Origin of the sequence: Alcaligenes sp. 13f (assembly GCF_020496585.1) — a bacterium.
GTDB classification, from domain to species: Bacteria; Pseudomonadota; Gammaproteobacteria; order Burkholderiales; family Burkholderiaceae_B; genus Alcaligenes; species Alcaligenes phenolicus.
Window position 1 is genome coordinate 16,915 of record NZ_JAHKKC010000017.1, and the last position, 13,651, is coordinate 30,565.

At 57.7% G+C, this 13,651-nt stretch carries 15 protein-coding genes; 11 read left to right on the forward strand and 4 right to left on the reverse strand.

Annotated elements, in window-relative coordinates; translation table 11 throughout:
• The 3 genes from KOE80_RS14550 to KOE80_RS14560 are packed head-to-tail and all read right to left on the reverse strand — an operon-like array spanning position 1 to position 2,754.
• Positions 1 to 1,524, reverse strand: a complete 1,524-nt coding sequence (locus KOE80_RS14550) for a sensor histidine kinase (protein ID WP_009454892.1) — start codon at positions 1,522 to 1,524, stop codon at positions 1 to 3.
• Positions 1,521 to 2,207, reverse strand: a complete 687-nt coding sequence (locus KOE80_RS14555) for a response regulator (protein WP_022983208.1) — start codon at positions 2,205 to 2,207, stop codon at positions 1,521 to 1,523. The genes KOE80_RS14550 and KOE80_RS14555 overlap by 4 nt, the downstream gene beginning before the upstream one ends.
• On the reverse strand, positions 2,188 to 2,754 hold the full coding sequence (locus tag KOE80_RS14560) for an RNA pyrophosphohydrolase (RefSeq protein ID WP_009454891.1): 567 nt from the start codon (positions 2,752 to 2,754) through the stop codon (positions 2,188 to 2,190). The genes KOE80_RS14555 and KOE80_RS14560 overlap by 20 nt, the downstream gene beginning before the upstream one ends.
• 64 nt (positions 2,755 to 2,818) lie before the next feature.
• On the opposite strand from KOE80_RS14560, the gene KOE80_RS14565 reads away from it, so the two are divergent.
• From KOE80_RS14565 to KOE80_RS14605, 9 genes are all read left to right on the forward strand, one after another.
• Positions 2,819 to 4,555, forward strand: a complete 1,737-nt coding sequence (locus KOE80_RS14565; RefSeq protein ID WP_226349420.1) for a proline--tRNA ligase — start codon at positions 2,819 to 2,821, stop codon at positions 4,553 to 4,555.
• A gap of 66 nt (positions 4,556 to 4,621) precedes the next feature.
• Entirely contained in the window at positions 4,622 to 5,047 is a 426-nt protein-coding gene (ybgC, locus tag KOE80_RS14570) for a tol-pal system-associated acyl-CoA thioesterase (RefSeq protein ID WP_035273401.1), read from the forward strand.
• 2 nt (positions 5,048 to 5,049) lie between these two features.
• The gene (gene tolQ / locus KOE80_RS14575) at positions 5,050 to 5,724 is read left to right on the forward strand and encodes a protein TolQ (RefSeq protein WP_009454887.1); all 675 of its coding nucleotides are present in this window, start codon (positions 5,050 to 5,052) and stop codon (positions 5,722 to 5,724) included.
• On the forward strand, positions 5,724 to 6,170 hold the full coding sequence (tolR, locus tag KOE80_RS14580; RefSeq protein ID WP_035273311.1) for a protein TolR: 447 nt from the start codon (positions 5,724 to 5,726) through the stop codon (positions 6,168 to 6,170). Before tolQ ends, tolR begins: the two co-directional genes overlap by 1 nt.
• Positions 6,171 to 6,220: 50 nt before the next feature.
• On the forward strand, positions 6,221 to 7,339 hold the full coding sequence (gene tolA / locus KOE80_RS14585) for a cell envelope integrity protein TolA (protein WP_115634346.1): 1,119 nt from the start codon (positions 6,221 to 6,223) through the stop codon (positions 7,337 to 7,339).
• 15 nt (positions 7,340 to 7,354) lie between these two features.
• Positions 7,355 to 8,665 (forward strand): Tol-Pal system beta propeller repeat protein TolB, encoded by a 1,311-nt coding sequence (gene tolB, locus KOE80_RS14590; protein WP_009454880.1) that lies wholly within the window; start codon positions 7,355 to 7,357, stop codon positions 8,663 to 8,665.
• A 34-nt stretch (positions 8,666 to 8,699) separates the two neighbouring features.
• Positions 8,700 to 9,203, forward strand: coding sequence for a peptidoglycan-associated lipoprotein Pal (gene pal / locus KOE80_RS14595; RefSeq protein ID WP_009454878.1), 504 nt, complete (start codon positions 8,700 to 8,702; stop codon positions 9,201 to 9,203).
• A gap of 216 nt (positions 9,204 to 9,419) precedes the next feature.
• Positions 9,420 to 10,109, forward strand: a complete 690-nt coding sequence (gene ybgF / locus KOE80_RS14600) for a tol-pal system protein YbgF (RefSeq protein WP_022983212.1) — start codon at positions 9,420 to 9,422, stop codon at positions 10,107 to 10,109.
• Between the two features lie 90 nt (positions 10,110 to 10,199).
• A complete protein-coding gene (locus KOE80_RS14605) occupies positions 10,200 to 11,006 on the forward strand; it encodes an alpha/beta fold hydrolase (protein ID WP_226349421.1) in 807 nt (268 codons plus the stop codon).
• Between the two features lie 66 nt (positions 11,007 to 11,072).
• Here KOE80_RS14605 and KOE80_RS14610 read toward each other — a convergent pair whose 3' ends face one another.
• Positions 11,073 to 11,564 carry a copper chaperone PCu(A)C gene (locus KOE80_RS14610; protein WP_226349422.1) on the reverse strand — a complete coding sequence of 164 codons (492 nt, stop codon included), beginning with the start codon at positions 11,562 to 11,564 and terminating at the stop codon, positions 11,073 to 11,075.
• 145 nt (positions 11,565 to 11,709) lie between these two features.
• Here KOE80_RS14610 and KOE80_RS14615 point away from each other — a divergent pair, with 145 nt between their 5' ends.
• The gene (locus KOE80_RS14615; RefSeq protein ID WP_035273402.1) at positions 11,710 to 12,147 is read left to right on the forward strand and encodes a PaaI family thioesterase; all 438 of its coding nucleotides are present in this window, start codon (positions 11,710 to 11,712) and stop codon (positions 12,145 to 12,147) included.
• Between the two features lie 3 nt (positions 12,148 to 12,150).
• Positions 12,151 to 13,557: an MATE family efflux transporter gene (locus KOE80_RS14620; protein WP_035273323.1), complete on the forward strand. Its 1,407-nt coding sequence runs from the start codon at positions 12,151 to 12,153 to the stop codon at positions 13,555 to 13,557.
• Positions 13,558 to 13,651 lie beyond the last annotated feature (94 nt).

The window sequence follows — 13,651 nt, forward strand, 5'->3', positions numbered from 1 at the left end:
TCACGTGTTTTCTGGTTTAGGCGCTTCGGGCTGCAGCAAGGGCAAGCGTAGCGTCGCCTTCAAACCGTAGCCGCCCATATCGTTGGGCTCTCCATCGGTCAGCACAATCGTGCCGCCATTGCGCTCGGCGTAAGCCAGCGCAATGGCCAGACCCAGCCCGGAGCCAGACCCCCGTCCACCCTTGCGTGCCGGGCCGCCCCGGTCAAAACGTACAAATACGCTTTCACGCAAACTGGCGGCCAAGCCCATGCCGTTGTCGGTAACGCTGATCCAGGCCAGCTTGTCGTCATGTCCGGCAGAAACCGTAATTGCACTGCCACTACCAGCGTGATTGATGGCGTTGTGAATCAGGTTGGAAACGGACTCATGAATCTCGGCATCGCTGGCATACACCCACAAAGGTGCCTGCTCGCCCTCTTCTCCTGGCCCGATCCAGCCCAGATCCTGACGATGCTCACGGGCCAAAGGCAGATATTGCAGCACCACCTCGCGCCCCAGACTGGCCAGGTCAACCTGCCCCTGGCTCATGGTGGTGGTATGGCTGGCATGAGCCAAAGCCAGCAACTGCTCGGTCAGGCGAGTGGCCTGCCCCAATTGCTTGATGATCGCCCCCAGGGATTCGCGGACGCGCTCGATATCCGGTTCACGGCGAGCGTATTGGGCCTGGGTATGAATAATCGCCAAAGGGGTGCGTAATTGATGCGAGGCGTCGGCCAGAAACTGGGCCTGCCGATCCAGCACAGAACGATACAACTCAATATGGTGATTGACCGAACGCACCAAAGGCACTACTTCACGAGGAACATCACGCTCGTCCAAAGGCTGCAAGTCGTCCACGCTACGGTTACGCACTTCCTGTCGCAAGGCCTGCAGGGGGCGCAAGGCCCACGCTACGGCAAACCACACCAACGCCACAGCCAGCAGCAACATACGCAAATTGCGGAAAATGCCTTCGCGCCAGGCTTCTTGCTGGGTGCGCAAACGCAAATCCAGGCTTTCGCCCACCATGACCAGAACCTGCCTGTGCTGGCCTTTGTAGTGCAGATCGCGCCACAAGGCCACCATGCGCACGGTGTCATTGCGGAAATAAGAATCGTAGAAAACCGGCACGCCTTCATGGTCGGCCAGATTGGAAGGACGCGGCAGCCCTTCCATCCCCAGCAAGGTGCGCCCTTTTAACTGATTGGCATCAACACCGCCCAGGTTACGCACCAAAGGGGTGATTTCTTCGACGCGGAAATACTTGCGATTACCCGGTCGGGATTCCAGCATGACCTGCGCATAAAAAGGCGGATCAATACGCAAACTGCCGTCAGTATTGAACTCCACGCTGGTCTCCAGCACTTTGGCCGGTTCCAGCAAGGCGCTGTCGTAGACATTTTCCGTGACCGCGTTCATGGCCAGGTAGTCTTCCCAGCTGTCGTAAAGCAGTAAAGCCACCACCCCCGGTATCAGCAGTACCAGCAGCCAAAAGCGCAAACTGCCTTGCCAGGCATTGGCGGGGGGTGGAGAAGGGGCCGTCATGAAACGCCGGATTCCGCCTCAAGCACTTCCAGCATGTAGCCCAGACCACGCACCGTCACGATGTGCACATCGCTATTGGCCAGTTTCTTGCGCAAGCGATGCAGGACAACCTCGATAGCATCAGGGCTGGCATCGCTATCGTGCTCGAATACTCGGGCAAATAGCTGAGACTTTTCTACAGGCATGCCAGAGCGGCTGATCAGAACCAGCAAGGCCGCATGTTCACGCGGCGTCAAATGCACAATGGCATTGTCCAGCAGGAATGCTCGGCTCTCAGGGTTGTATTCCAAAGAGCCACAGCTGACCACTGGAGCCACACGACCACGGCTACGCCGTACCAGTGCCGCCAGGCGAGCTTCCAGCTCTTCCAGGGCAAAGGGTTTGGTCAGGAAATCATCGGCACCCAGATTCAGACCACGAACGCGATCCTGCAAGGCACCTTGAGCGGTCAGAATCAGCACAGGAGTGTGATCGCCGCGTTCGCGCATCTCGCGCAAAAGCACCAGCCCGTGTTTGTCGGGCAGGCGCAAATCCATCACGACCGCATCATACTCATGGGCCGCCAACAACACTTCTGCCGAGCGGGCGTCATGAGCGGGATCGGGCAAAAAACCACTTTGCGCCAAGGCCCGCTCCAGCCATGCGGCCATTTCCCGCTCATCTTCAACCAATAATATGCGCATGATCCCTGCTATCTAAGGTATCGGCATCAACTGCGCTTTGCAGGCGCTGACGTAAATAACGATTTTCCTGCCGTCGTCGGAACAAAATATCCGACAGCTCGTTCAGCGCTTGCTGATAGACTTCCCGCTTGAACTCAATCACTGAATCAAGTGGCACCCAATATTGACTCCAGCGCCATGCATCAAACTCCGGCGTCGACGAGGAACGCAGGCAGACATCACTGTCTCGCCCTACCAGCCGCAACAGGAACCAGATTTGTTTCTGGCCCTTGTAATGGCCACGCGCCTCCCGACGTACAAAATGATTGGGCACGTTGTAGCGAAGCCAATCTCGCGTCCGGCCTAATATACGGATATGCTCAGGCAGCAAGCCCACTTCTTCATGCAGTTCGCGGTACATCGCTTGTACGGGTGTTTCACCGTATTTAATACCGCCTTGCGGGAACTGCCAGGCATGTTCCCGAATACGCTTGCCCCAAAAAACCTCGTTCTTGCGATTAACGAGGATAATTCCGACATTAGGACGGTAGCCTTCACGATCTAACATAGGCCACCTCTAACGAATTCAATACAATTAGATCTGATTATACGTACCTGACGAGTTCCCTACCATGCATGCTAGCCAGTATCACATTAATACCCTGAAAGAAGCGCCTACCGAGGCCGAAGTTGCCAGCCACCAGCTCATGACGCGCGCCGGCATGATCCGTAAAGCCGCCGGCGGTATCTATACCTATATGCCGTTGGGCCTGCGCGTGCTGCGCAAGATTGAAAACATCATCCGTCAGGAAATGGACCGCTCCGGCGCCATTGAGCTGCTGATGCCAGTCGTCCAGCCTGCCGAACTCTGGGTAGAGTCGGGCCGTTGGGAAAAATATGGTGACGAACTGCTGCGAATCAAGGATCGCCACCAGCGCGACTTCGTGCTGCAGCCTACCTCCGAAGAAGTGATCACGGACATTGCCCGCAACGAAATCCACAGCTGGCGCCAGTTGCCCATCAACTTCTACCACATTCAAACCAAATTCCGTGACGAGCGCCGTCCCCGCTTTGGCTTGATGCGTGGCCGCGAATTCACCATGAAGGATGCTTACTCCTTCGACCGCAATGCCGAAGACGCCCAAGCCAGCTACGACAATATGTACGACGCCTACATGCGCATCTTTGGGCGCCTGGGCTTGAACTTCCGTGCCGTGGCCGCTGATACCGGCTCCATTGGCGGTTCGCGCAGCCATGAATTCCAGGTGATTGCCGATACCGGCGAAGACTTGCTGGTTTACAACCCTGACACCGACTACGCTGCCAATATCGAGCTGGCTCCCGCCCCTTGCCTGCTGGCCGAGCGTGCCGCTCCTGGCCAAGCCCTGGTCAAGACCGCCACGCCTGATGCTCCCAAGTGTGAACTGGTGGCCCAATTCCTGGGCTGTGACCTGAGCCAAACCGTCAAGTCGGTTGTGCTGGCAACGGACGTCGAAGAAGACGGCAAGACCAAGAGCACCGTCCACCTGCTGCTGGTTCGTGGCGACCATGAAGTCAACGACATCAAGGTTTCCAAGCTGGCCGGCTTTGAAAAAGGCCACCGTCTGGCCACGGAAGAGGAAATTGTGGCCACCTTTGGCTGCAAGCCCGGTTACCTCGGCCCAATCGGCACCCGTCAGCCTGTGCAAGTGATTGCCGACCTGACCGTAGCCAACATGAGCGACTTTGTGTGCGGTGCCAACGAAGAAGGCTTCCACTACACGGGCGTGAACTGGGGCCGTGACCTGCCCGAGCCCATCAAGGCAGACCTGCGCAACGTGGTTCACGGCGACCCAGCCCCCGAAGGCGGCAAGCTGGCCATCCAGCGCGGCATTGAAGTGGGTCACGTTTTCTTCCTGGGCGATGTCTACTCCAAGAAGCTGAACGCCACCTTTTTGGAAACTGATGGTAAACCGGCTGTCATGCAAATGGGTTGTTATGGCATTGGCGTCAGCCGTATTGCCGCTGCTGCCATTGAACAAAACCACGACGAACGCGGCATGATCTGGCCTCGTGCCCTGGCTCCTTTCGAAGTGGTGATCTGCCCGATCGGCTTTACCAAAAGCGATGCTGTGCGTCAGACTGCTACTGATCTGTACACCCAGCTCAAAGAGCAAGGTGTGGATGTCATTCTGGACGACCGCGACGCCCGCCCCGGCATCATGTTTGCCGACTGGGAGCTGATTGGTGTGCCACTGCGCATTACCATTGGCGAGCGCGGCCTGAAAGAAGGCATGGTTGAAATGCAGGCACGCCGTGACGCCAGCAGCACCAACGTGCCGGTGGACCAGATTGCCCAGGTCAGCCTGGAGCGTTTGGCCACGCTGTAAGGACTCCAAGCAGGGCTGGCCGTGCGCCATGCCCTGCCCGTCAACATAAACTCTTTTACGAACGACATGCTTAATGACAAGTGGGACACCCAGGCTCGGCTTGATATTCGCGTATATTACGAAGACACCGACGCTGGGGGGATCGTATATTACGCCAACTACCTGAAATTCTTTGAGCGTGCGCGCACAGAATGGCTCAGGAACCTGGGCGTAAACCAATCCGATGTGGCCGAGCAGAATCAACGCCTGTTCGTAGTCAAGAAGGTTGAAATACAATATCTCAAACCTGCCCGGCTCGATGATTTGATCTCGGTGCGCAGCCGTATTACCCAGCTGGGTTCGGCTACCATCCATTTCGAACAAGGTGCCCTGCGAGGTGAGGAACTGTTATGCCAAAGCACCATCCAAATTGTTTGCGTTGACGCCAACACGCTTCGTCCAAGCAAGCTGGACTCTGATTTACGTACCCTCTTGGAAAAGGTTCAGGACTGACCATGCAAGCTACTAGCGACCTGTCGCTGATTTCGCTACTTCTCGATGCCAGTATTCCCGTTCAGCTTGTCATGCTGATTCTGTTGGGAATCTCGATTCTCTCGTGGGCCTATATCTTCAGTAAACGGGCTGCACTTAAACGCACGCTGGAACAGACCCGCCGCTTTGAGGACGACTTCTGGGCAGGTGGCGATCTGGCCGTGCTTCAGCAATCCATTTCCTCGCGTCGCGCCGAACACGGTGCACTGGCCCGTATTTTTGAAGCCGGCATGACCGAATTCATCAAGGCCCGTCGCAGCCAAAGCTCGGGCCCAGCCCTGCTGGACGGTCCACGCCGTGCCATGCGCGCCAGCTACCAGCGCGAAATGGACACACTGGAAACACACCTGAACTTCCTGGCCTCTGCCGGTTCGGTCAGCCCATACATCGGGCTGCTGGGTACCGTCTGGGGGATCATGCACGCCTTTATCGGTTTGTCCGGCATGCAGCAGGCCACCCTGGCCTCGGTGGCTCCCGGTATCGCCGAAGCCCTGATCGCCACAGCTATCGGTCTGTTTGCCGCTATCCCTGCCGTGGTTGCCTACAACCGCTTTACCAACGAGCTCGATCGTATCTCGATCCGCTTTGACAGCTTTATCGACGAATTCCTGAACATCTTGCAGCGGCAGGTGAACTGATGCCATCGATGCGTGGAAGCACCGGCCGTCACGGCCGGCGCATGAAAAATGAAATCAACGTCGTCCCTTATATCGACGTGATGCTGGTGCTGCTGGTGATCTTCATGGTCACCGCTCCCATGATTACCCCCGGTCTGGTGGAATTGCCTTCGGTAGGCCAAGCCTCCGAAGTGCCTGCCAAGCCGGTGGAAATCCAGGTTGATAAGGACGGCAAACTGGCCATTCGCTTGCGCGATGCGGGCTCCGAGTTCATGAACATCGAAAAGTCCACACTGCTCAATGAAGTGCGCTCGCGTATGGAGGCCGACAGCCCGGTTGTCATTGCCGCCGACGGCAAGGTTCCCTACGAGACCGTCATGGGCTTGATGGATGAACTGCGCTCCAATGGCATTAACCGCCTGGGTCTGATCGTCGATCGCAACAGCGATCCTGACGCTCGCAAATAACCTCTGGCCGGATAGCGTGCTCGCCGTCCGGCGCGAAAAACCTGAACTGAATGAAGCACAGAACACGCAATACCCGCAATCAGGCGCTGCGCTCGCCTGAGCAAAAGGAAGATCGGCGCGGCTTGCTCATCGCCCTGGGTCTGCACGGGCTGTTGCTGCTCGCCATTTTGGCGGGAGCCCTTTTTTCTGCGCCCAAGACCCCCAATGCGGTGCAGGTCGAATTGTGGATGGACGGTGTCGCACCCGATGCGGCCGTCAATGCTGATCCCGAAGCCCCCGAGGCCGAACCCGAGCCGCAGCCTGAGCCTGAACCGGCTCCAGAGCCAGAACCCAAGCCCGAGCCCAAACCTGAACCGGCTCCGGCTCCCAAGCCGCCTCCAGAGCCTGAAAAGGTCACCCCTCCTGCTGAACCTGAGGTTGATCCCGAAATCGCCCTGGAGCAGGCTCGCAAGGAACGCGAGAAAAAAGAGCGTGAAGAAAAGCTGGAACAGGAGCGTCAGGAGAAACAGCGTCAGGACAAGCTAGCTGCTGAACGTCGCGAACGCGAACAAAAGGAAAAGCAGGAACAGGAACGCAAGGAAAAAGCTGAAGCTGAAGCCAAAGCCAAGGCAGACGCAGAGCGCAAGGCTAAAGCAGAAGCCGACGCGAAAGCCAAGGCCGATGCCGAACGCAAGGCCAAAGCCGATGCAGAAGCCAAAGCCAAGGCGGATGCCGAAGCTAAAGCCAAAGCAGACGCGGAACGTAAAGCCCGTGCCGAGGCCGCCGCCAAAGCCCGTGCCGATGCCGAGCGCAAGGCCAAGGAAGAAGCATTCCGCCGTGCCATGCGTGAAGGTGCCCCCGGACGTGCCGGTGGTACAGCAGACCGCAACCAGGCCGGAGGCGGCGGTGGTGACGGTGGCTACGCCGCCAAGGTGCGCGCTTGCGTGCAGCCTGGCGTGGTCTACAGCACCCCTGCCCGCTCTGAAGTACGTGGCAACCCTGCACTGCAGTACCGCGTGGACCTGAATGCCGATGGCACGCCTAACCGCGTTCAAATCAAACGATCGTCCGGCATCGCGCAGTTCGATGATGCCGTATCCAAGGGTCTTGCCCGTTGCAGCCCTTTCCCCAAACCGCCTAGCGGGCAGTATCCATCGTATATTGATGGCGAATACCGCATGTTCGATTAATCAGGAGATTGCATAATGACCGCCGCTACCCCAGCCCTGGCGACCTTAGGTCGTCATTGGCGCGCCACGGCCACTGGAGCGTTTGCCCTGGCCGCTGGCATGTTCGCCAGCCAACCGGCCCAGGCCCAACTGCGGGTCGATATATCGGGTGTGGGTGCTACCCAGTACCCCATCGCGATCGCCGATTTTGCTGACAACCCAGCCAGCCAATCGCTAGCTGAAGTTATCCGTGCCGACCTGACCCGTTCGGGTCAATTCCAATTGATCAATGCCACTGGTGCTGGTCTGAATGCAGAAAGCACGATTGCCTACGACGAATGGCGCAATCGCGGTGCCGATTACCTGGCCTATGGTTCGGTTGCCCAGACCGGCGGCCAATATTCCATCAGCTATCGCCTGGTGGATTCGGTCCGTCAAACACAACTGGATGGGGTGGCTTTTGCGGGCAGTGAAAAAGAACTGCGCCGTATTTCCCACCAGATTGCAGACCGAATTTATGAAAAAATTACCGGCGTGCGCGGTGTTTTTTCGACTCGACTGGCCTACGTGTTGCAAACAGGCAACAACTACGAGTTACAAATTGCTGACGCGGACGGGCAAAATCCGCAAGTAATGTTGCGTTCTCGACACTCAATCATCTCCCCAGCCTGGTCTCCTGACGGTAAAAAGCTGGCTTATGTGAGCTTCGAAAACGACAAACCTGTTGTATATGTGCAAACTTTGGCCACCGGTCACCGCGAACCGTTAGCTAATTTCAAGGGTAATAACAGTAGTCCCGCATGGGCTCCCAACGGCAATCAGGTCGCTGTTGTGCTCTCCAGAGACGGTATTTCGCAGATTTACACGCTAAATACGGACGGCTCCGGATTGCGCCGCGTGATGCGTTCTCCCTTGATCGATACTGAACCGAGTTTTATGCCCGATGGCAACTCCCTTGTATTTGTGAGCGATCGTGGTGGCGCTCCCAATATTTACAAAGTAAGCCTGGGTGGTGACGATGCACAGCGCATTACCTTCAACGGGAGTTACAATATTTCACCGGAGGTCTCTGCAGACGGTACTAGGCTTGTATACGTCACACGCAGAAACGGTGCTTTCCGAATTGCCACTCAAGATATGGCATCAGGAGCTGAGCAACTGCTGACGACAGGTCCCGACGATCAGTCTCCGAGTTTCGCCCCTAATGGGATGCAGATCTTATATAGTTCTGTTCAGGGGGGCCGCAGTGTCCTAGCTGTGACATCCGTGGACGGTCGCGTTCGTCAGACCCTCTCGTCTTTGAATGGCAAAGTACGCGAACCCACCTGGGGACCATTTACCAACTGACATCCTGTGTGACTCTTTTTCAAAAGGAATTCAAATGAGCTCGCGCATTCTTAAAAGTCTTACCCTCGCCGTTATGGCTGCCGCCCTTGCTGCTTGCAGCTCGGTTCCTCTGGATCAATCTGGCTCCGGTTCAACCGGCGGTACAGGATCGGACTCTGCCAGCGCAGGCCAGATCATGGACCCCTTCAACCCTCAAAGCCCACTGGCACAACAACGCTCGGTGTTCTTTGACTACGACAGCTACGTGGTTAACGACCAGTACCGTGGCCTGGTAGAAATGCACGCTTCGTACCTGAGCAGCCATCCTCAGCAAACCGTACGCATCGAAGGTAATACCGACGAGCGCGGTGGTGCCGAGTACAACTTGGCTCTGGGTCAGCGTCGTTCCGACGCCGTGGCACGCATGCTGGGTCTGCTGGGCGTGAGCAACAGCCAGATCGAAGCTGTGAGCTTTGGTAAAGAGCGTCCAAAAGCATTGGGTAACACCGAAGCTGATTACGCTGAAAACCGTCGCGCAGACATCGTTTACCAACGATAATTCCTGCATCGACCAAGTGGTTCCGACGCCGTGGCGGTTGTTAACGCCGCGGCGTTTTTTATCGGTGCTGTGCCCGATCCACTGAAAATTCGTTATGCTGGACAGCGGGCTCGCCAGGCCGGCACAAAGCCCCCAGATCACAGCCCCCAACAGAGGGGAAACCGGCAGGTGAGGAGCCTGCGCATTGCGGATGCACATTTTTTAACGGACTTCACTATGCACGCTTATAAAAAGCCTTTTCGTCTCGCGACCGTTGCCCTGTTCGCTACGGCCGCCCTGTTCGCCAGCCTGCCGGCCAAGGCCTTTGCCGATGACGAGGCCCGACGCGCCATTTTGGAGCTGCGGCAGCAAATTCGTCAGATGAACGAGCAAAACACCCAGGCTCGCCTACAATTGGCTGATCAAATTGATACCCTGCGCTCCGAAGTGGTGTCGCTGCGCGGCCAGGTAGAAAAACTGAGCTGGCAAGCCAGCGGCCAAGGCCAGGCCAATAGCCCGGCTCCCGGCCAGCAAAGCCCTCATGCCGCCGACCCACAAGAACAAGCCGTCTTTGATAGTGCCATGGACGCTTACCGCGCTGGCCAATACAAGCCCGCCGCCGATGCCTTTGCCGGCTTTCTGGCCGCCTACCCATCCAGCGTTCTGGCTGACGAAGTGCGCTTTTACGAAGGCAGCAGCCTGTATGCTGTCAAAAGCTTCAAGACCTCCATTCAGAAACTCCAGGCTTTTGTGAAGGCCTCCCCACAAAGCCCACGCGCGGCTGATGCCCTGATGGTGACAGCCTCCAGCCAGATCGAACTGAACGATCTGAGCGGTGCCAAAACCACCTTGCAGCGTATCGTCAAGGACTACCCACAATCCGAGGCAGCCGAGACCGCGCGCAGCCGCTTGAAATTGCTGGAATAATCACCCAGCGCGCAGTGCCACAAGGACCGGGTTCAGACCCGGTCTGTTTTTTTCAGGTGGCCCATCCTTGCCTGACCTCTACTGCTTGCCATGACAAACCCTTTTGCCGATTTCTCCACGCTTGAACTGACCGCGCAAGGCTATCGCCACACCTTTGTGGATCAGGGACAAGGCGCACCCGTTTTGCTGATCCACGGTTCCCTGTGCGACTGGCGCTACTGGCGCTGGCAGATCCCCGCCTTTGCTACCCAGTATCGGGTTCTGGCTCCCAGCCTGCGCTCCTACTGGCCCGGAGCCCCCAGCCCCGGCCACTTCAGTACGGCGCAACACGCCCAGGACCTGCAGGCCCTGCTGGATCAGCATATTCCTGATGAGAAAGTGCATATCGTGGGGCACTCTCGCGGTGGTCATGTAGCCCTGCTGCTGGCTCAAAAAATGCCCGAGCAGGTGGCCAGCCTGACCCTGGCGGATCCCGGCTTTCCGACTCCCGGTGCCTACTCCTATGCTCCCTTGTTCCAGCAAGTGGCCGAACGCCTGGAACAGGGCGACCGCGATGGTGCCATGGCTTTGTTTGTGGATACGGTCAATGGCTCGGGGACCTGGAAGCAAATGACACGCTGGTTCCGCGAGATGATTCAGGACAACGCCCACACCATGTTGGATCAGCAGCAAGAGCCCAATCAAGGTCCGGACCTGGAGTGGCTCAAGCAGATGAAGGCGCCCTTAAGTTTCATCACAGGCGAAAACAGCCCCACACGCTATCACCATTGCATGGACATCATTCGTCAGCACCGACGCGAGGATCAGATGCACCGCATCCCGCTGGCTGCCCACGGTATGAATCTGGCCAATCCCAAGGCGTTCAACCAGGCGGTGCTGGACGCGCTGCAAGCCTGAAGCCCAATGCAAAACTGGCCGCATGCAGCGGCCAGCTCCCGGTCTCTATCCAAACGCTAATTACGTTTAATAAGCCTGTGTCTTGGCAGGTCGCAACTCGCACTCGGCTTGGACCTGAGTATCGTCCGACAGATGAATGCTCAAGATGATGCGCTCCCCCAGGGCCAAGTCTTCTTTGGCCTGACCCAGCATCACGTGGAAAGCCCCCGGCTTCAGGCTTAATACTCCCCCTGCCGGGACCTCCACCTCGGAGACATGCGACATGCGCGCCATCCCCTCGCTCTCGCTAGTTTGATGCAACATCACATGCCCAAAGGACAATGAGCTGGCTCCTGTCACGGCTACGGACTGCTCACCCTTGTTCTCCAGTTCCAGATAGGCGGCGGAAGGTGTGGGCTCGGGCATCATGCGCACCCAGCATTGGCTGGCATGGACCTGCGTGCTCAAGGCGCGTACCGGTTCGGGCGTGCCATGACCATGGCCTCCATGCCCCTGTGCCATCACGGTGCCGGTTGATGCCAGCAAACTCAAGGCAAACACAATTGCGCTGCGTTTCATGATGCTCCTCGCTTCTTGTTGATCGATTGGAATGGGTCCAGCCCTGAACAGCCTGGCGCCGAACTACCCCGATACGCGGGACGATCTGATACAGTACCAGCCAGTATGCCCTTCTTACAACGGCCTTCTTTTCAGTGACGACGTCATGACCAGCACACACTCTGCACCCGAGCCTAAAATCGATATTGTTCAGTTTCGTGATCTTCTAGAGCGTCTGCATCCCTTTGCCGCCGTTTTGGGTATTGATGTTGTCCACATAGGCCACGACAACGCCTGTTTGCGCTTGCCCGAACGCAATGCCCACCAGCGCATGGGCGGCATGGTGGCAGGCCCCATGCTGATGGGGCTGGCTGATCTGGCCTTGTATGCCGCTGTAGTCGGAGCCACGGGCAACCCCGATGCTGTCACCTCCAGCCTGACCATCAATTTCCTGCGCAAGGCCCCTCCCGGCGATATTCTGGCTCATGCCCGGATTCACAAGACCGGCCGTACCTGCGCGGGCGATGTACTGCTCGAACCGGCCAACGGTGGCCCGGCAGTCGCACAAGTTATCAGCACCTGGTCCCTGCCTCGCGCCAAATAAACCATGTTTGCAAAGTCTCAAACTACCAGCCCGAGCCAGCTCTGGTTGGCGGAGCTGCAATCCTCCCTGCGATTGGGCGGCCCCCTGATTCTGACCAACCTGGCTCAAGTCAGCCTGTTGGCAACCAACCTGATTTACATGGGCCGACTGGGCCCTGATGAGCTGGCTGCCGGTTCACTGTCCGCCAGTCTGTATCAGGCCTTCATGATTTTCAGCATGGGGCTGGTGTCCGCTGTCGTTCCCATGTTGGCCACAACGCTGGGCCGACGACTGCGCAATGTACGCGAATCCCAGCAAATCATCCGTCACGGCTTTCTGACGGCTTTACTGATTACCCTGCCTGCCTGGATTGTGTTGTGGAATGCCGAGCATATCTTGCTGATGATGGGCCAGGACCCCGTTGTCGCGGCGCGCTCGGTGACCTATATGCACACCCTGCAATGGGCTTTGCTGCCCTATCTGGGTTACATCGTGCTGCGCTCCTTCTTGGCCGCCATGGAAAAGCCGGGATGGACTCTGGCGGTGGCCATCACCGCGATCGGTATCAATGCCGTGCTGGGCTGGCTCCTGGTCTTTGGCAATCTGGGGATGCCCGCCATGGGACTGGCAGGCGCAGGTCTGGCCACCACTTTGTCCAGCATCTTCATGTTCGCAGGTTTGAGCTGGGTGGTACTGCGCGATCCGCGCTTCCGACGCTACTACCTGTTCAACGATGCCTGGCAGTGGAGTGTGAAGCGTCTGTGGAAAATGTGGGCGCTGGGCATCCCCATTGCGATTACCTTCACCCTGGAAACCCTGGTGTTTTACGCCGCCGTCATGATGATGGGCGTACTGGGGCAATCTGATCTGGCCGCACACGCGATTGCCATGCAGATCTGCTCGGTGTCCTACATGATTCCTTTGGGCTTCAGTCAGGTTGCCACTATCCGTGTGGGGCTGGCTGCAGGCCGGGTCGATCCTTTGGGTGCCCGCCGTGCCGGCTGGATTTCCTACATTCTGGGGGTGGGCTTCATGGGGCTGGCGGCTCTGGTATTCTGGTTCGCCCCCTTGACCCTGATTGGCCTGTTTCTGGATCTGGATGTCGCCGAAAACCAGGCCGTTATTCAGTTGGCCATTACCTTCCTGGCGCTGGCGGCGCTGTTTCAGATCAGTGATGGTGCTCAGGCCGTGGCTGCAGGGATGCTACGCGGCCTGCATGACACGCGCATACCCATGCTGCTGGCCTTGCTAGGGTATTGGGTGCTGGGCGTTCCTACGGGCTCTTTGCTGGCCTTCCAGTTCAATATGGGCGGGATGGGAATCTGGATCGGGCTGGTGACAGGTTTGTCCGTAGTTGCCGTGCTGATGACGCTGCGCTGGATGCGGGCATCGACACGCTTGGGCCGCAAGCGGCCTGCACAGGCAGCATAGTTCTGAGGTCGGTTCCATAGATCAATTTTGCATGGCGACTCTGTATTGCAGCTCTGTGCGTCAGCTTTGTCTTCCTGAACGGATGACAAACCAG